The sequence below is a fragment of the Marinobacter sp. AC-23 genome, from assembly GCF_001858325.1.
Classification (GTDB): domain Bacteria; phylum Pseudomonadota; class Gammaproteobacteria; order Pseudomonadales; family Oleiphilaceae; genus Marinobacter.
The window spans coordinates 1-18699 of record NZ_MBPP01000064.1; the positions used below are offsets into that span (position 1 = coordinate 1).

The following is an 18699-nucleotide window of genomic DNA, read 5'->3' on the forward strand; positions in this document are numbered from 1 at the left end:
ATGTCGTGACCGTAACGGCGCCAGCCACAAATTGTGTGATAAACCACGGTCACTGTTCCCAGTCTGATGAAATTTCAGCCAGGTTTCGTGTGAAGCCTGGTTGAACAACAGGTGCTTAAAACATATAATTTCGCGCGATTGGAATGATGGCAATGATATGAAATCTCGGCAATCTCGAATCACCCACGTTCCTTTGGCCCGTTGGCTGACCATTGAATTTACAGGCTTGGTTATTCTCAGTCTGTTATGGTCGCTCCACAGTCCTTTGGCTGGCTATTCCGCATTTATCGGCGGTCTTATTTTTATCGTGCCAAATGCCTGGTTTGTACGTCGGGTCTATCGTTATGAAGGCGCCCGTCAAATGCGCCTTATGGTGGGGAATTTATTCCGGGCGGAATCCACCAAAATCGCCCTTACCGCAGTATTTTTTGCGGCTGTTTTCACTTTAATGGAGCCGGTGTATGTGCCGGCCCTGTTATTCACTTTTGCTGTGATGGTTGTAGCAGGCGGCGCGTTGCGCTGGCTGATACGACCGCAACCATGGCGATGACTGGACGAGAGCGGTATGGCTGGTACCCCAGTAGAGTATATAAAGCATCACTTACAAAATCTGACCTATGGCAAGCTTGAAGCTGGCTATGAGCGCTTTGACGGCAGCGTTATGAGCGAAACTAGCTGGACTTTTGCGCGTACAGCGCAGGAAGCATCTGATATGGGCTTTATGGCGTTTCACGTTGATACGCTGGGCTGGTCCATTGCAATGGGTGTGTTGTTTCTTGGCCTGTTCCGGTTTGTTGCCGCTCGCGCCACCACCGGTGTGCCCGGTCGCCTGCAAAACTTTGTGGAAGTAACCATTGAGTTCATTGAAGGTATCGTTCGCGATGGCTTCCATGCGCGTAACCCGATCATTGCTCCACTGGCGCTAACACTCTTTGTGTGGATTTTGCTAATGAGTGCGCTTGACCTGGTGCCGGTTGACTTTATTCCAGTGCTTGCGCAGGCAATGGGACTCGAGTACTTCAAGATCGTTCCTAGCGTAGACCCCAACGCTACCTTTGGTATTTCCATTGGCGTGTTTGTGCTGACTATTTTTTATAGCTTTAAGGTTAAAGGGATCTCCGGTTTTGCTAAAGAACTGGGCATGAACCCATTCAATCATTGGGCATTGATTCCAGTGAACCTGGTACTGGAAATTCTGGTCATGATTGTACGGCCGTTCAGCCTTGCGTTGCGTCTGTTTGGTAACATATACGCAAGTGAGGTTGTTTTTATCCTGATCGCGCTGCTGCCATTCTGGGCTCAGTGGACGTTAAGCGTGCCTTGGGCCATCTTCCATCTCCTGATTATTCCGCTTCAGGCCTTTATTTTCACCATGCTTACGATTGTTTATTTGGCACAAGCACACGAAGATCACTGATTAACGTTTTAAAAATACACCCTTAACTAAATGAAAAACTGAGGAGTTTTTAATGGATATTTCAATGGTTTACATTGCGGCTTCAATCATTCTCGGCCTAGGCGCTCTGGCTACCGGTATTGGTTTTGGTCTTCTAGGTGGCAAGCTGCTCGAAGCAACCGCTCGTCAGCCTGAAATGGCGAACCAATTGCAGGTTAAAGCCTTCATCATGGCCGGTCTGCTGGATGCCGTTCCTATGATCGGTGTTGGTCTTGCGATGTACCTGATCTTCGTTGTTGCTGGCTAACACAGCCTCAAGATACGGGCGCTGCTCTGACTATCAGAGCCAGGCGCCCGGTTTTTTGGGTTCCAGCACGCAACGAATAGCAAGAGGTATATTGCCGTGAATATAAACCTTACGTTAATAGGGCAATCGATTGCCTTCGCTATTTTCGTCTGGTTCTGCGTGAAATATGTATGGCCGCCAATTACGGCAGCCATGGAAGCGCGCCAGAAGAAAATTGCCGATGGTCTTTCTGCTGCTGACAGAGCGTCACTGGATCTTGAGCTTGCTCAGGAAAAAGCCGCCAAGCAAATGCAGAAAGCCAAAGAAGAAGCTGCTGTACTAATTGATCAGGCCAACAAGCGCGCCGCCCAGATTGTGGAAGCATCTAAAGACGATGCCCGCAAAGAAGGTGAAAAGCTCATTGAGCAGGCCCGGGCGGAAATTCAGCAGGAGCGTGTTCAGGCTCGCGATGCACTTAGGACAGAAGTGGCAGTACTTGCCATTGCCGGTGCAGAGAAGATCCTGGAAACCTCTGTCGATGCTAAAGCTCACAGCGAGATGCTGGACAAGCTGGCCGCACAACTCTAAGCGAGGGTCCCATGGCAGAACTGATTACGTTAGCCCGGCCCTATGCGAAAGCCGTTTTTGCTGCCGCTAAAGAGCAAGATGCCGTTGATTCCTGGGATCAGGCACTTGCTTTTGTTGGTCTGTTGGCGGCCGACAACGCTATTAAGAAGATTCTGGCCAATCCTGGCCTGTCTGAGCAGCGCAAGGCAGAACTGTTTTTCGATACTGCGGAAGAACAGATGCCTGAAGCACTCAGAAACTTCCTGTTGATTCTTGCTGAGAGCAAGCGCCTGGCGTTGCTGCCGGAAATTTCGACTCTGTTTGCCTTCTACCGCGCAGAATTTGAGCGCACGGTTAATATGAAGGTAAGCACGGCGTTTGAAATGACCGCCGACGAGCAGCAAAAACTGGCAGAAGCATTGTCCAGGAAGCTGGAGCGTAAAGTCGCCCTGGAAACCTCTGTTGATCGTTCGTTGATCGGCGGCGTGGTGGTAAATACCGGCGATTTGGTTATTGACGCTTCAGTCCGTGGCAAGCTGGCCAAAATGGCTAAAGCACTGGGCTCCTGATTTCAGCAAAAGGTTTGAGGACAAAGGCATGCAGCAACTGAATCCATCCGAGATCAGTGACATCATTAAGAAGAGAATCGAGAACCTCGATATCTCTTCTGAAGCAAAAAACGAAGGCACCATTCTGTCTGTAGCAGACGGCATCGTGCTGATCCACGGCCTGGCCGACGTTATGTACGGCGAGATGATCGAATTCGCTAATGGCATATTCGGCATGGCGCTGAACCTGGAGCGTGACTCCGTGGGCGCCGTGGTATTAGGTGACTACGAAGATCTTGCCGAAGGCCAGAAAGTGCGTTGCACCGGCCGTATTCTGGAAGTTCCGGTAGGCCCGGAGCTTCTTGGCCGTGTAGTAGACGGGCTGGGTAACCCAATCGACGGAAAGGGCGATCTGGGTACCACGCTGACCGATCCGGTTGAAAAAGTAGCACCGGGTGTTATCGAGCGTCAGTCCGTTGATGAGCCGGTTCAAACGGGTATGAAAGCCATCGATACCATGGTTCCAGTTGGCCGCGGCCAGCGTGAGCTGATTATCGGTGACCGTCAGATCGGTAAAACAGCCGTTGCTATCGACGCGATCATTAACCAGAAAGACACGGGTATCAAGTGTATCTACGTTGCCATCGGCCAGAAGCAATCTTCGATTGCTGCGGTTGTACGCAAGCTGGAAGAACACGGCGCTATGGCGCATACCACGGTGGTTGCTGCAGGTGCAGCAGATCCCGCATCCATGCAGTTCCTGGCTCCATACTCAGGCACTACCATGGGCGAATACTTCCGTGACCGCGGTGAAAATGCTCTGATCGTATACGACGACCTGTCCAAACAGGCTGTTGCGTACCGTCAGATCTCCCTGCTGTTGCGCCGTCCGCCGGGCCGTGAAGCCTATCCGGGTGACGTATTCTACTTGCACTCCCGTCTACTGGAGCGCTCCTCCCGCGTAAACGCGGATTATGTGGAGAAGTTCACTAAGGGTGAAGTGAAAGGCAAGACCGGTTCTTTGACCGCGCTGCCAATCATTGAAACCCAAGCGGGCGACGTATCTGCCTTCGTACCGACCAACGTAATCTCCATTACCGATGGTCAGATCTTCCTCGAGACCAACCTGTTCAACTCCGGTATTCGTCCGGCGATGAACGCAGGTATCTCGGTATCGCGGGTAGGTGGTTCGGCCCAAACCAAGATCATGAAGAAACTGGGCGGTAATATTCGTCTGGCTCTGGCTCAGTACCGTGAGCTGGCAGCGTTTGCTCAGTTTGCATCGGATCTGGACGAATCTACCCGTAAGCAGCTTGAGCACGGTCAACGTGTTACCGAACTGATGAAGCAGAACCAGTACAGCCCGATGTCTGTGGCTGAAATGGGTACTGTTTTGTTCGCCGCCAACGAAGGCTTCCTTGACGACGTTGACGTCGAAAAGGTCGTTCCGTTTGAAGCCCAGCTGTTGGACTGGATGCGGGCAGAGCAAAAAGAACTGCTTGAGAAAATCGGTCCCGCCGGCATCTACAACGATGAGATTGCTGCTGGCCTGAAAGCTGCACTGGAGAAATTCAAGACCACTCAAACCTGGTAACACCGCCGGCCCGCTGCGGCGGGCCAGCTGGTCCAAATGAGTGTCTAACTTGAAAAGGCAGTGACCTATGGCCATCGGAAAAGAAATACGTAACCAGATCGGCAGCATCAAGAGCACGCAAAAAATTACCAGCGCCATGGAAATGGTGGCGGCCAGTAAGATGCGTAAAGCTCAGGAACGCATGCAGGCGACTCGCCCGTATGCCGAAAAGATGCGCCAGGTAATTGGACACATTGCGAGGTCCAACAAGGATTACCGTCATCCGTTCATGCTCGAGCGTGAGGTGAAGCGGGTTGGCTACATCGTTGTCTCCTCTGATCGCGGCCTTTGCGGTGGTTTGAACGCTAACATGTTCAAACTGCTGGTTCGCGAAATGCGTGACTGGAAAGAGCAGGGCGTTGCGACCGACCTCTGTGCGATCGGGCAGAAAGGCGCATCGTTCTTCCGCAACTACGGCGGGAACGTGATTGCTGCGTTGACGCACCTGGGCGATAACCCAAGTGCGGAAACGCTGATCGGTAACGTCAAGGTAATGCTCGATGCATTCAGTGAAGGCAAGATTGATCGCCTATACCTGGTTAGCAACGAGTTTGTGAACACCATGACGCAAACGCCGAAAGCCGAGCAACTCTTGCCCTTGCCGGAAGGCGCGGACGAAGAAATTGGTCACCAGTGGGATTACATCTATGAGCCGGATGCGCGTCCGATTCTCGAAGGGCTGCTGCCACGTTTTATCGAGTCCCAGGTGTATCAGGGTGTGGTAGAGAATTTGGCTTGTGAGCAGGCCTCTCGAATGATTGCCATGAAGAGTGCTACCGATAACGCCGGTGACATTATTGACGACCTGCAGTTGGTGTATAACAAAGCTCGTCAGGCAGCCATTACGCAAGAGATTTCGGAAATTGTGAGCGGCGCGGCATCGGTCTGATCCGCCACAATCCTACTGGTTTTATTGACTATTAAGATAACGAGGAACCGAGCATGAGTAGCGGACACATCGTTCAGATCATTGGCGCGGTTATCGACGTGGAATTTCCACGTGACGCCGTGCCAAGCGTTTACGACGCACTGCTGCTTGAAGGTGGCGAAACAACTCTGGAAGTTCAGCAACAGCTGGGTGACGGCGTTGTTCGTACCATCGCGATGGGCAGCACCGAAGGCCTGAAGCGTGGCCTGAAAGCAGAAAACACACATAAGCCGATTTCGGTACCCGTGGGCGTCCAGACTCTGGGCCGCATCATGGACGTTTTGGGTCGTCCAATTGACGAGGCAGGCCCGATCGGTGAAGAAGAGCGTTGGGGTATCCACCGCAAAGCACCTGGCTACGCAGACCAGGCAGCTTCTGCCGACCTGCTGGAAACAGGCATCAAGGTTATCGACCTGATTTGCCCGTTTGCCAAGGGTGGTAAGGTTGGCTTGTTTGGCGGTGCCGGTGTAGGCAAAACCGTTAACATGATGGAACTGATCAACAACATCGCGAAAGAGCACTCCGGTCTCTCCGTATTCGCCGGTGTTGGTGAGCGGACTCGTGAAGGTAACGACTTTTACTACGAAATGAAGGACTCCAACGTTCTTGATAAAGTAGCAATGGTCTACGGCCAGATGAACGAGCCCCCAGGAAACCGTCTGCGTGTAGCCCTGACCGGCCTCACCATGGCTGAGAAGTTCCGTGACGAAGGTCGTGACGTACTGTTTTTCGTTGACAACATTTACCGTTATACCCTGGCTGGTACTGAAGTATCTGCTCTATTGGGCCGTATGCCCTCTGCGGTAGGTTATCAGCCCACGCTGGCCCAGGAGATGGGTGAGCTGCAGGAGCGTATTACCTCTACCAAAGATGGCTCTATTACGTCGATCCAGGCGGTATACGTACCAGCGGATGACTTGACTGACCCGTCTCCGGCAACCACCTTCTCCCACCTTGACGCTACCGTGGTACTGAGCCGTGACATCGCTTCCAAGGGTATTTACCCTGCGATCGATCCACTCGATTCCACCTCGCGTCAGCTGGATCCTCTGGTCATCGGTGACGAGCATTACGAAGTCGCCCGTGGCGTGCAGACCAACCTGCAGCGCTACAAGGAACTGAAAGACATCATCGCGATTCTGGGTATGGACGAGCTGTCAGAAGAAGATAAACTGGCTGTATCCCGTGCCCGTAAGATCGAGCGTTTTCTTTCGCAGCCGTTCCACGTTGCTGAAGTATTCACCGGTTCGCCCGGTAAGTATGTTTCTTTGAAGGAGACAATCAGCAGCTTCAAGGGCATCCTCAGCGGCGACTACGATGATATGCCAGAGCAGGCCTTCTACATGGTCGGTGGCATTGAAGAAGCTGTTGAGAAAGCGAAGGCGATGAAGGCGAAAGAAGGTAAGTAATCTTCTTTCAATTTCTGACCTAAGAGGCTTAGAGATATGGCTATGACTGTACATTGTGACGTCGTAAGTGCTGAAAAGAAGATTTACTCTGGTCTGGTAGAGATGTTGATCGCTACCGGCACCGAGGGTGAGTTGGGTATTCAGTTAGGCCATGCTCCGTTGCTGTCCGCGCTTAAACCGGGGGCAGTCCGGATCATCAAACAGGGTGGTGAAGAGGAAATCCTGTACGTATCTGGGGGATACCTGGAAGTACAGCCTAACCTCGTGACCCTGATGGCCGACACGGCGGTGCGTGCTAAAGACGTTGATGAGGCTGCAGCTTTGCAGGCTCAAAAAGACGCCGAAGCAGCACTGGCGAACAAAACGGGCGAGTTTGAGTACTACCGTGCGGCTGCGGAGCTGGCCGAAGCGGCCGCTCAGCTGCGCACTTTGCAAAAGCTGCGTAAAAACGTTCGATAGAACGGTTTGCCAGGCTTGCCCCGAAAAGCCGCATCCCGCTACCCACTGCGAGGTGCGGCTTTTTTTTTGATTTAACCCCGACCCACGTAAGGGAGTTGTTGCCCCATGTCACCGTTGCACGTTGTTATCCTGGCCGCCGGCCAGGGCTCACGGATGAAATCATCGCTGCCGAAGGTACTGCACAAAGTGGCCGGGCGGCCTATGCTCCACCACGTGATCGACACGGCTCAGACTTTGGGGGCAGAGAAAGTTCACGGCGTTATTGGTCATGGCGCTGATCAGGTAAAAGCCGCTTCCCATTCCTATAGCGTTAGCTGGGTAATGCAGGAGCAACAGCTGGGTACCGGCCATGCTGTCGCCCAGACACTTCCCGAACTCCCCGACGATGCCAGGGTGTTGGTGCTATACGGCGACGTACCGCTGACCACCGCGCAAACTCTGCAAGGATTGGTGCAGGACCTGGACGAGAAAACGCTGGGATTGTTAACCGTGACTCTGGATAACCCTCAAGGCTACGGCCGTATTTTGCGCAAACAGGCCGGGCAGGTGACAGCCATTGTTGAGCAAAAAGACGCCAGTGCTGAACAGTTGGCCATTAACGAAGTGAACACCGGCATTCTCGCGGTCAGCGCTCGCCACCTCAAAACCTGGTTGCCCCAACTCTCCAGCAGCAACGCCCAAGGCGAATATTACCTCACCGATATCATCGCCATGGCCGTGCAGGCGGGCATGACGGTAAACGTGGCTCAGCCGGGCAACCCGTTTGAGGTGCAAGGGGTGAACAACCGCCTGCAGCTGGCCGAACTGGAGCGCTGGTATCAGAGCCGCGAAGCGGATCGTTTGATGACCGAAGGCGCCACTTTGGCCGATCCCGCGCGAGTAGATGTGCGCGGCGAACTCACCATCGGCAACGATGTATTGATTGATGTGAACGTGGTATTCAATGGCAAAGTATCGCTGGGTAGCCATGTGTCCATTGGCCCTGGTTGCGTGATTACCGATTCCACCATCGCCGATGGCGCCCACATTCATGCCCACAGTGTGATCGATCAGGCCAGCGTTGGCCCTAATGCTCAGGTGGGGCCATTCGCGCGCCTGCGCCCTGGCACCCAACTGGCCGCCAACACCAAAGTGGGTAATTTTGTTGAGACCAAAAAAACCATCGTTGGCGAGGGCAGTAAAATTAACCACCTCAGCTATGTGGGTGATGCTACGCTGGGAACCGATGTAAACGTGGGCGCAGGTACCATTACCTGCAACTATGATGGTGTAAACAAGTACCAGACAGTGTTGGGTGATGGCGTATTTGTTGGGTCCAACAGTTCGCTAGTAGCACCGGTTACGGTAGCCGAAGGCGCCACCGTTGGTGCTGGCTCTACAATCACCAAAGATGTGCCAGAGCAGCAACTGGCCGTGGCGCGGGGTCGTCAGCGCAACATTTCCGGTTGGCAAAAGCCCGAAAAACACTGAGTACGATATTGTTTCACCGTTTTTATCACGATTTTTATTACGAACAGGGTAAGCAGCATGTGTGGGATTGTAGGTGCAGTTTCAGAACGTGACGTCCAGGGCATTCTTCTTGAAGGTCTGCGCCGCTTGGAATATCGCGGATACGACTCTGCCGGTATGGCCGTTCTGGATGGTAAAAGCGCTGTTCAGCGCGCTAGGGAAGTGGGCAAGGTAGCATCGCTTGCCGGCGCCATTGAAGCCAACCCGCTCTCTGGCTACCTGGGTATCGCCCACACCCGATGGGCAACCCACGGTGAACCGTCACAGCTTAATGCCCATCCGCACATGTCTGGTGACCGCCTGGCGATCGTACACAACGGCATAATTGAGAACTATCAAGAGCTGCGCGAAGAACTGAAAGCCGATGGGTATGAGTTTACTTCCCAGACCGACACGGAAGTGGTTGTGCACCTGATCGAAAAGAATTTCCGCGAACTGGGTAAACTTTATGATGCGGTGAAGACCTCCGTTACCCGCCTGCGCGGTGCCTATGCGCTTGCTGTAGTGCATGCGGATGAGCCCGAGCACATGGTTGTTTGCCGCGAGGGCAGCCCGCTGGTAATTGGTGTGGGTATTGGTGAAAACTTTATAGCCTCTGACCAGCTTGCACTGCTGCCAGTAACCGATCGTTTCATGTTTTTGGAAGAAGGCGATCTTGCGGATATTCGCCGGGATAGCATCGAGATTCATGATCGTGAAGGCACGCCGGTCGAACGTGCCATTAGCCGCTTCGAACACAGCGCAGACTCAGCAGACAAAGGCGAATATCGCCACTTTATGCTCAAGGAAATTCACGAGCAGCCGCGAGTGATCAAAGCCACCATGGAAGGCCGCGTGACGGAATCGCGGGTGCTGGCGCAAGCTCTGGGCACCGAGGCCGGCGACCTGCTGAAAAACGTCCGCCACGTGCAGATTATCGCCTGCGGCACCAGTTACCATGCGGGCATGGTCGCTCGCTACTGGATTGAAGATCTGGCAGGCGTGCCCTGCTCCGTAGAAGTGGCCTCCGAGTTCCGCTATCGCAATCATGTAATCCAGGAAGACACGTTGTTTTTGTGTATTTCACAATCTGGCGAAACCGCCGACACGTTGGCTGCGCTGCGGCAAGCCAAAAAGGCTGGTTTCCGGGCGGCTCTGGCCATCTGCAACGTGCCAGGCAGTTCTCTGGTTCGCGAATCCGACCTGGTCATCATGACCCAGGCGGGGCCGGAAATTGGCGTCGCTTCTACCAAAGCTTTCACCACTCAGCTCACCGCGTTGCTTATATTTACGCTGGCTTTGGCCCGCGAGAACGGCCTGAGCGAAGAGCGCGAAGCCGATATCGTTAAGGCTCTGCATTTGGTGCCCGGCCAGGTTAATGACGTACTGGCGCTGGACGGCGAGATTGCAGAGATGTCGCGGCGGTTCATGGACAAAAATCATGCGCTGTTCCTGGGTCGCGGCTCGCAGTTCCCGGTGGCTTTGGAAGGCGCCTTGAAACTGAAAGAGATTTCTTACATTCATGCGGAGGCCTATCCCGCTGGCGAGCTCAAGCACGGCCCGCTTGCCTTGGTAGACAGCGAAATGCCGGTAGTTACGGTCGCGCCCAATAACCACATGGCTGAGAAACTCAAATCGAACCTCGAAGAAGTACGCGCCCGGGGCGGTGAGTTGTTTGTGTTTGCTGACCGCGCTGCGAATTTAAAGCCGGAAGAGGGCATCCACGTGTTGCAGCTTCCGGAAGTGCACGAAATTACTGCGCCAATCGTCTACACCGTTCCGTTGCAGCTGCTGTCTTATCACGTTGCTGTACTGAAGGGCACAGATGTGGACCAGCCTAGAAACCTGGCAAAAAGCGTGACGGTTGAGTAGACACCAACAGAAGCATTACTGGTTGTCAGAGTATATTAAAGTTTGATAAATCATAATAAAGTTTGATCAAAGTGGGTCTCCTGCTATTCTCAATTTAGCAGGAGACCTTTTTTCATGACAGACACCAATAAACGCATTGATCCCAGCCACGAAAAGCGACTCAAGACTCGTGGTAAGGGAGTGGGTAAAGCCTATCAGCCGTTCATCAAGGTTCATGAACTCAGCAGCCAGGGCGAAAGCGTTCGAATCCGAAGTGCTTCCGTCGGGCGAGTGCATCATCTGCTATCCGGGATAGAACTTTTTGCCTTCCTGGTTTTCGACCAATTTGAGAAAACCATCGATATCCGTGAACAATATCCCCTGCAAGTCGAAGATAGTCTTGATATTTGCGCGCGCCTGGGTATCCGTCATCCCCAGGTTCGCGGCCTTCTGAATGTGGTTTCAACCGACCTTTTGATAGACCTGTCTTCTGGTAAGCAACTGGCTATTGCCGTCAAACCCTCATCTGAACTGGCAAAGCCAAGAGTTATAGAAAAGCTTCAAATTGAAAAATCGTTCTGGGAAGCCCGTGGTGTGGAGTGGAGGATTTTCACTGAGAGAGAAATAACTGATGGTATGCGAGAAAACCTACTCTGGATCCAGCCCTATTTAAACCCTGATATGACTGATCACCAGGAGCTGAGCGTTGTCGAAGTGCGGGACCTTTTACATCGATTAGAGCCCCACCCCCGAACCAAAGCGACGCGGCTGTGCGCGAAGCTTGACGACCAATATGGATTAGAGCCCGGGTTCCATCTGAGCACCCTTAGGCATGCGGTAGCCTTCCGGTTCATACGGGTACCTCTGAATAAAGTGTTCCACAGTTGGACCTATGGAGATCTCACACTCAGAGAAACCCTGCGAGTCAGCGAGGTGAACAATGCTTCTTAACAGAGTTTTCACAGAACCAGAGACGAACAAGCGTTACAGAGTTGTTCTGGAGCAGCTAAGTGATTTAATGCTAATCGATGTAGATAGCGAGAAAGCTTTGCCTTTCCCTGTCTCGGAAGAAGAATTCCAAGCAGTTGGGTATAAACCTATCTCTGACCCCTATCCTTTGGTTAATGTCGAAGAGGGAAGTGTTGGTGCTATAAGGCGGGATGAAGCCTGGAACACGATTAGCCCCTTGCTTGAGCATTATTCATCGTTGTTCATCAAGAGTGAACGTAATCAGCTGATAAATCAGCTTCTAAGATCTACGGATAAGCCAAGGCTTTATGTCACCCGCCAACTTCGCCGTTATTGGCAGAGAGGAATGGTGCCAAATTCCTTGGCACCGGACTACCATAAATGTGGGGCCAGAGGGCGACCGAGGCGCGAGATTGAAAACAAGGTCGGGCGAAAGCGAACGGTTTCTCCGGGGGTGGGTGTGCCAGTAACGGAAGAAGTCGCGGAACTGTTCAGAATGGCGCTTGATGGTTTTTATCTGACCAACGAAAAGGTACCGTTGACCGCTGCAAAGGACAAGGCCGTTGGCCTTTTTAAGGCTAGATACCCGACCGCTACAGAATCGGCTATGCCAACACTGGCGCAGTTTCGGTACTTTTTCCAAACTAACTATCTGAATAGCGAAGTAGTGCGGAAGCGAACACCTGCACGAATTTACCAAAAGGATATGCGGGCGCTGACCAGCACGTCAGCGAATTTGAACTTTGGCCCCGGAGCACGGTACGAAATCGATGCGACGATTGCTGATCTTTATCTCGTGGCCGAGGATGACCCCAACGTTATCATCGGCCGACCCGTTTTGTACTTCGTCAAAGATGTATTTAGCCGAATGGTGGTCGGAATGTACGTGGGCCTGGAAAATCCCTCGTGGGTGGCCGCAATGATGGCGTTGGGTAATTCCTTTAGTGACAAATCCGCTTATTGCCGGGAATACGGCGTGAATATACGAACAGAAGATTGGCCCAGTATCGGTATTCCTGCTGGGGTTATGGCCGATAGGGGCGAACTTCTATACCGCCAAGCTGACGTACTGGTTAACAGGTTTGGCGTGCAACTGAGTAACTCACGGGCCTACCGAGGGGATGATAAAGCAATCTGCGAACGATTTTTCAACACAATTCAGAGCCAGTTCCGACCTTACGTGGGTGGTGTAGTGGAGCCGGTAAATGGCAAAAAGCGGAACGGTAAACGCTATGAATTGGATGCAGTTCTGAACCTTTATGAATTCACAGAAATGCTGATCAACTTGATTATTGTTTACAACACCCAACATGTTATTGAAGGTTATGACTTTTCTCCCGACATGCCTTCAGACTTGCCAGCAGTGCCATTAGACCTATGGAACTGGGGAATCCAGCACCGTACCGGTAAGCTCCGTTCGTGTGACGAAGAACTTGCCCGCATTAACCTTTTGCCTTATGAAAACGGGACAGTATCTCAGGTTGGCATCACCTTCAAAGGTCTGGTTTATATCTGTCAGGAAGCATTGGCAGCAGGCTGGTTTGATCGTATTCGCCAGAACCGTCCTGCAAAAATGGAAGTCGCCTTCGACCCCAGGCGAACCAATACCGTTTACCTGAGACCCGACAAAACCTTTGAGAACTATTGGGTGTGTGAGCTATCGGATAGAAGCCGGAGATTTCGTGGCATGAGTTTTGTCGAAGCCGCCGGTGTGCTTAAAGCCATGAGTCGCACCAGAGCGACAGCTCGGCAAGCTGAAGAATATCGGAAGCCGGATTCACTGGCTGCTGTTGAACAAATCGTTTCAACAGCCAAGAAGCGGCAAAAAGCCAACAAATCATCTACTAGTGACTCAGAGCGACTTCGAGGAATACGGGATAATCGCCTCAAAGAAAAAGAGGCAGAAAGGGATCAAAGTGGTATTAAAACTAATAAAAAGATCAAGCAAGATCGTCCAGCAGATGTAGTGCCTTTCCGCTCTCAAAAAACGCCTTCAAATGAGAGCGTAGACTACCCCGATTTGGATGCTTTTCTGGAGGATGATGATGATTAAGTTGCCATTCGCCGAGTATCGAGAAGCGGAAATACGGGAATATGAAGGGCACCCATTGATTAACGCTCTGCCTCCTATCAACTCACCGCAGGCCACTGCGAAGATGTTGGCCCGCCTCCCCAACGTAGACGATGCCGAAAAGGTACTCCCGGCTCACATTCGGCGCCATGCAATGATGCGGATTCTGGATCAATTTCTGTATCCAACGAAATCTCATCTACAGTTGGAACAAATGATTTCGGGCATGATTCGCCGTGGTTACTTGAGCCGGAATATCGCTGCGCCTGACTACCACCGTAACCTTGATGACGTTGCGCATACTGATTTCAGTGCAATTTTTCGAAATGCAGGTAATGAGGCATTGGTCAGTTCCGTCATTGGATGTTCTGGCACCGGCAAGACTACAGCTGTCGAGGCTATCCTAAGAAGTTACCCGCAAGCGATTTTTCATCCTGATTACCAACATTGCCAGCTCGTTTGGTTAAAAGTGGAATGCCCTCATGATGGCTCGGTGAAGAGTTTATGTACTCACTTTTTCCGAGCTGTTGACGACGCCTTGGGTACTGATTACCAAGCTCTCTATGTAAAGAGTCGATCCTCTGCAGAGTCCATGCTGGGAGACGTTGCTCGCGTGTCTGCGTTACATTCAGTTGGCGTGCTTGTCATTGATGAAATTCAGCACTTGGAGAAATCCCGGTCTGGAGGTGCAGACAAGATGCTCAACTTCTTCGTCACGCTGACCAACGTGATTAAAGTACCGGTCTTGTTTATTGGGACGCCTAAAGCCCTAGAGCTTTTCCAGCCAACTATGCGGTCGGCGCGGAGGGCGGCTCAGTTTGGTAGCCTGGACTGGGGGCGGTTTGCACGTACCGAGAATACTGGGAGTGATGAAGAGTGGGAAAGATTCTTCAAGCGCCTATGGAAGCTGCAATGGTTTGAGCATGCAACTCCTCTCACCCATGAAATGATGGACTTGTTCTGGGAGTACACCCAAGGTATTGCTCACATAGCCGTTGCCCTTTTTTACCTCAGCCAGGTGAGAGCGGTTGTAGCGGGTCGTGAGGCGATAGATCGAGTCCTCGTAACCAAGGTCTACCAGGAAGAGCTCGCAATGGTGCATCCAATGATTGCAGCATTGCGAAGCGGCCGCGAGGAAACGATTCTTCAATACGCTGATCTTGATGTGCCTAGGGAGGCCCTGCGTGTTCAAAGCGCATTGCAGGAAGCTCCCCACATACCGGTTGTGCGAGGAATACGCACTGATGCTGAGGACTCAATGCGGGATCGATTAATTACGATATTGGTCCAAATGGGTATTGGTGAGGACATTGCGCCCGTTGTCGCAGAGCAAGCCTTAGAGGAAAAGCCGGCTGACGATCTTTTCAGCCTCGTTGCTCACATTAAGAATCTTAACGAAAAAAATGAAACGACCGCTAAGCAAGCACAGCCAAAACGAGACAAAAGAACGCTTCTTGATCCCGTGTATGTGGATGACGACCTGAGGCTGATTCGGCAGGAAGATCCGGAGAAGAGCTACCAGAGCCTGAAGAGCAGGGGTACGGTAATTGATTTGCTTGCGTATATTTAGCCAAAAGTCTTGATGTGTTTGGCAGCCTGAAGTCTCCAAAAGAAATAAGTACCTGATCGCCTCCGAATTTTTCGTTTCTCAGGTACCGAACTGGGCCTAATCACTCCTTAGACTACTGGGTGTCACACATCAGATAGGACAGGAAGATGACACAAGCAAAGAACAGATCTCCGCAAGCCAAGTGCGAGAATATTTTAAAGTCTGAACGAGACTACAACGTCGAGCACAATATACTCCCCAGTGAGGTCGCCATTATTGATCGGCTTTTGCGACGGCCATTAGAGCTACTAAAGGTTTACAACGAGTTGGAGGAAAAACTTGACAGATCTCCTAGTGGGTTGCGCACTGTTTTGAGGACCCTACTTTCGACCGCGGCATTTTGGTGCCCTGAAAAGAGTGCCCTGGCGCGACAAGAGCGAGCGAAGCTCAGAGAGGTGAATCGTAAGATCGCGGCCAGTGCGCAAAAACTGGCGGAGTTGTTGGAAGAGCGAGAGCTTCTTAACAATCATTCGGGGTTCTTCGGCGGCGAGATTTATGATGTCTATTCAGCTATCGAGCAGCCGGCAGTGACCAAACCCTCTTCCAGTGGCATGTAAAAGAGCCACTTCAGAGGCTCTCCGGCCAATACGATATGAAGTATTGGCCGTCGCTGCCTGTAGTGATTCAGGCGATCGCGACGGATGCAGATACTACAAAAATTAATGCCGGTGACGCGTTGACGGCGGCCGGCACTGAGGGGGCACGATCATCCCGAGCCGACTTCTTCAAGTCTCTGTTTGTTGCGCTGGAGAAAAATAGCCAATCCAAATTTGGCCTCATCCCTAGGGATTTTCGACTGAGTGACGAATCACTGGCTTCGTTAGCGAACTGTGCGCTCGACCATGGCGCCGAAGAGCTGGTAGATGGTGCCTACGTTAAACGATTGCGCCAGCGCCGGAGAGAAATCATCCTCGATGAAAGGGCAGTAGAGTGATTGAGAAAACTCAAAAATTTTCAGCAACTGAGTGTTGTCACCGGGAAGTGTTCGGCCTCGCCTTGGAAAGGGCTGGGTCACTCGTCATTTGCTCAGTGCATATGCTGTATTAGGAGTGAATGCCCGAATGTCAGCGGACATTGTTCCAGAGAATCTTAGATTGCCATACGCTTTCGATAGTCGGGATAAATTAGTCTCGGCTGTTGGAGCGACCGGAGGCGAGCAGCACGGTTGCCCAAATTGCGGTGACCCCGTGACACTTCGATGTGGTGATGTGAAAGTCGACCATTTTGCTCATCGACCGGGCACAAATTGCCGCCCAGAAAGTAGATACACAAGATTACGAAATGCCGGGTTTTGGCTGGGTGCTGGAAATGTAAGGAGGCCATCCCAGTGTTCTGGTGAGATGGCGTACTCTTCGCCGAAACGCCGCCACCCGAGCCTCGCCCAGAAACTGTTCAGTATCGCTATTCAAAGAAGGGATATTCGGATTATCTGGTTGATATCCGACCTGTCGTTATGATCATCCAGGGTCACTCGGACTATCGCTGAAATCGTCAAGCTTGACTAAACTGTAAGATGTCCATATTCTTGGACATATGGAAACGTTAAAGGCAATAGCAAGCTTTGGTGCTCTCTCTCAAGAGACTCGATTGGAAGCATTTCGGCTTTTGGTTCGTCATGAGCCAGAGGGGCTTCCGGCGGGAGAGATCGCAAGACAACTGGGTGTACCGCACAACACGATGTCAGCGCATTTGTCTGTGCTTACCCGTGCAGAGCTTGTTCTCTCCCAACGCCAGAGTCGTTCCATCATCTATCGAGCGAACTTGAATCGCATGCAAGAGATGATCCGATTCCTGGTCAATGACTGCTGTGCAGGCCATCCCGAGGTCTGTGCGCCGCTAATATCCTCGCTGGTCGCTTGCCCTGACCAGCCAGACGAATTGTGAGGCACTGTGCAACCACTGATTTATCACAACCCTGACTGCGGTACATCACGTAACACGCTGGCTATGATCAAGGCCTCGGGTGAAACGCCTGAAGTCGTCGAATATCTCAAGACGCCACCCAGTCGTGAGCGGCTAGTAGCACTGCTCTCGATGATGCAGATCACTCCGCGCGAACTCCTTCGACGCAAGGGCACGCCTTACGATGAGTTGGGGTTGGACGCCCCCGCTTTGAGCGATGATCAGCTGATCGATGCGATGATGGCGCATCCGATTTTGATCAATCGCCCTATCGTCGTGACTGACAAGGGGGCTCGCCTATGTCGGCCTTCCGAGCGGGTGCTGGGTCTTCTTGAATGTCCCGTCGAACACGTAACCAAAGAAGATGGCGAGGTGATTCACCACCTGCGAGACACACGATGAGCCGGCTGAATCCCTTCCTTTACTTCGGCCGCATCAATGCTGTCATCGAAAGCACGTTGCGTAACCCACTGTTTATAAAAGGAGTCGTGGCATGACCACATCCGAGGTCTCACAGGCCCCCAACACGTCTGAAGGTCTGGGGCTGTTCGAGCGTTTTCTTTCGCTTTGGGTGGCATTGGCCATCGTGCTGGGTGTGCTGATAGGGCAGTTCGCGCCAGTCATTCCCGAGACCTTGTCGCGTTTCGAGTACGCGCAAGTCTCAATTCCGGTGGCGGTGCTGATTTGGGCCATGATCTTTCCCATGATGGTGCAGGTCGACTTTACCTCTGTTCTTGGTGTCCGCCGTCAGCCCAAAGGCCTTGTTATCACCACAGCGGTGAACTGGTTGGTGAAACCTTTCACGATGTTTGCTATCGCCTGGTTCTTTCTGACCGTGGTGTTCGCACCTCTGATTCCAGCTGATCGCGCCAATGAATACCTCGCCGGGGCCATTCTTTTGGGTGCTGCACCTTGTACGGCCATGGTCTTCGTATGGAGCTACCTTACGCGCGGTGATGCTGCCTACACGCTGGTTCAGGTGGCGCTTAACGATCTGATCATGCTACTGGCTTTCGCGCCCATCGTCGTTTTCCTGCTCGGCGTGTCTAACATTCAGGTGCCTTGGGATACGGTCATCCTGTCGGTGGTGCTCTACATTGTCATTCCACTGGGCGCCGGTTATTTAACTCGTCAGGCTGTTATCAAGCGGCGTGGTATTGAGTGGTTTGACAACGTTTTCATGAAACGCCTGGCACCCATCACCCCCATTGGCTTGATCATCACGCTGGTGCTGTTGTTCGCCTTTCAGGGCGACGTAATAATCGAGAACCCATTGCACATCGTGCTGATCGCTATTCCGTTGATTCTTCAGACCTTCCTGATTTTCTTCATCGCTTATGGCTGGGCCAAAGCCTGGAAGGTATCCCACAACATCGCAGCGCCTGCCGGTATGATTGGCGCCAGCAACTTTTTTGAGTTGGCCGTAGCGGTTGCCATTGCCCTGTTCGGCCTGCAGTCCGGCGCAGCATTGGCAACGGTAGTGGGTGTTCTCGTAGAAGTACCTGTCATGCTCGCGCTGGTTGCTTTTGCTAACCGGACTCGACATTGGTTTCCATCCACCCCGGCTGCGTAGATGGCCCAAG

General features: G+C 52.3%; 20 protein-coding genes. All 20 read left to right on the forward strand.

Annotation, left to right across the window (positions count from 1 at the left end):
• Positions 1-157 precede the first annotated feature (157 nt).
• The 20 genes from BCA33_RS16420 to arsB all read left to right on the forward strand — a co-directional run bounded on the left by BCA33_RS16420 (position 158) and on the right by arsB (position 18689).
• Positions 158-550, forward strand: a complete 393-nt coding sequence (locus BCA33_RS16420) for an ATP synthase subunit I (protein ID WP_071267542.1) — start codon at positions 158-160, stop codon at positions 548-550.
• Between the two features lie 15 nt (positions 551-565).
• A complete protein-coding gene (atpB, locus tag BCA33_RS16425) occupies positions 566-1417 on the forward strand; it encodes a F0F1 ATP synthase subunit A (protein ID WP_071267544.1) in 852 nt (283 codons plus the stop codon).
• A 52-nt stretch (positions 1418-1469) separates the two neighbouring features.
• On the forward strand, positions 1470-1703 hold the full coding sequence (gene atpE, locus BCA33_RS16430; RefSeq protein WP_217632689.1) for a F0F1 ATP synthase subunit C: 234 nt from the start codon (positions 1470-1472) through the stop codon (positions 1701-1703).
• A gap of 96 nt (positions 1704-1799) precedes the next feature.
• Entirely contained in the window at positions 1800-2270 is a 471-nt protein-coding gene (locus BCA33_RS16435; RefSeq protein ID WP_071267546.1) for a F0F1 ATP synthase subunit B, read from the forward strand.
• Positions 2271-2281: 11 nt separating this feature from the next.
• A complete protein-coding gene (locus BCA33_RS16440) occupies positions 2282-2818 on the forward strand; it encodes a F0F1 ATP synthase subunit delta (protein ID WP_071267548.1) in 537 nt (178 codons plus the stop codon).
• A 28-nt stretch (positions 2819-2846) separates the two neighbouring features.
• Positions 2847-4391, forward strand: a complete 1545-nt coding sequence (gene atpA, locus BCA33_RS16445) for a F0F1 ATP synthase subunit alpha (RefSeq protein ID WP_071267550.1) — start codon at positions 2847-2849, stop codon at positions 4389-4391.
• Positions 4392-4458: 67 nt separating this feature from the next.
• Entirely contained in the window at positions 4459-5319 is an 861-nt protein-coding gene (atpG, locus tag BCA33_RS16450) for a F0F1 ATP synthase subunit gamma (RefSeq protein WP_071267552.1), read from the forward strand.
• A 53-nt stretch (positions 5320-5372) separates the two neighbouring features.
• Complete coding sequence (atpD, locus tag BCA33_RS16455) at positions 5373-6767, forward strand: F0F1 ATP synthase subunit beta (protein ID WP_071267554.1); 1395 nt, start codon at positions 5373-5375, stop codon at positions 6765-6767.
• A 36-nt stretch (positions 6768-6803) separates the two neighbouring features.
• Entirely contained in the window at positions 6804-7226 is a 423-nt protein-coding gene (locus BCA33_RS16460) for a F0F1 ATP synthase subunit epsilon (RefSeq protein ID WP_071267556.1), read from the forward strand.
• Positions 7227-7331: 105 nt separating this feature from the next.
• Positions 7332-8696: a bifunctional UDP-N-acetylglucosamine diphosphorylase/glucosamine-1-phosphate N-acetyltransferase GlmU gene (gene glmU, locus BCA33_RS16465; RefSeq protein ID WP_071267558.1), complete on the forward strand. Its 1365-nt coding sequence runs from the start codon at positions 7332-7334 to the stop codon at positions 8694-8696.
• A gap of 57 nt (positions 8697-8753) precedes the next feature.
• Complete coding sequence (glmS, locus tag BCA33_RS16470; RefSeq protein ID WP_071267560.1) at positions 8754-10586, forward strand: glutamine--fructose-6-phosphate transaminase (isomerizing); 1833 nt, start codon at positions 8754-8756, stop codon at positions 10584-10586.
• A 114-nt stretch (positions 10587-10700) separates the two neighbouring features.
• Positions 10701-11516 (forward strand): heteromeric transposase endonuclease subunit TnsA, encoded by an 816-nt coding sequence (locus BCA33_RS16475; RefSeq protein ID WP_071267562.1) that lies wholly within the window; start codon positions 10701-10703, stop codon positions 11514-11516.
• The gene (locus tag BCA33_RS16480) at positions 11506-13587 is read left to right on the forward strand and encodes a Mu transposase C-terminal domain-containing protein (RefSeq protein WP_071267564.1); all 2082 of its coding nucleotides are present in this window, start codon (positions 11506-11508) and stop codon (positions 13585-13587) included. The genes BCA33_RS16475 and BCA33_RS16480 overlap by 11 nt, the downstream gene beginning before the upstream one ends.
• 172 nt (positions 13588-13759) lie before the next feature.
• Complete coding sequence (locus tag BCA33_RS16485) at positions 13760-15175, forward strand: ATP-binding protein (protein ID WP_254774518.1); 1416 nt, start codon at positions 13760-13762, stop codon at positions 15173-15175.
• Positions 15176-15321: 146 nt separating this feature from the next.
• The gene (locus BCA33_RS20895) at positions 15322-15771 is read left to right on the forward strand and encodes a hypothetical protein (protein WP_217632690.1); all 450 of its coding nucleotides are present in this window, start codon (positions 15322-15324) and stop codon (positions 15769-15771) included.
• 35 nt (positions 15772-15806) lie between these two features.
• Positions 15807-16148: a hypothetical protein gene (locus BCA33_RS20900; RefSeq protein ID WP_217632691.1), complete on the forward strand. Its 342-nt coding sequence runs from the start codon at positions 15807-15809 to the stop codon at positions 16146-16148.
• Between the two features lie 127 nt (positions 16149-16275).
• Positions 16276-16671, forward strand: a complete 396-nt coding sequence (locus tag BCA33_RS22910) for a competence protein CoiA family protein (protein ID WP_139173041.1) — start codon at positions 16276-16278, stop codon at positions 16669-16671.
• Between the two features lie 76 nt (positions 16672-16747).
• A complete protein-coding gene (locus BCA33_RS19970) occupies positions 16748-17098 on the forward strand; it encodes a helix-turn-helix transcriptional regulator (protein WP_083394798.1) in 351 nt (116 codons plus the stop codon).
• Positions 17099-17104: 6 nt separating this feature from the next.
• Complete coding sequence (gene arsC, locus BCA33_RS16495) at positions 17105-17518, forward strand: arsenate reductase (glutaredoxin) (protein ID WP_083394799.1); 414 nt, start codon at positions 17105-17107, stop codon at positions 17516-17518.
• 91 nt (positions 17519-17609) lie between these two features.
• Positions 17610-18689, forward strand: coding sequence for an ACR3 family arsenite efflux transporter (arsB, locus tag BCA33_RS16500; protein ID WP_071267570.1), 1080 nt, complete (start codon positions 17610-17612; stop codon positions 18687-18689).
• Positions 18690-18699: the final 10 nt, after the last annotated feature.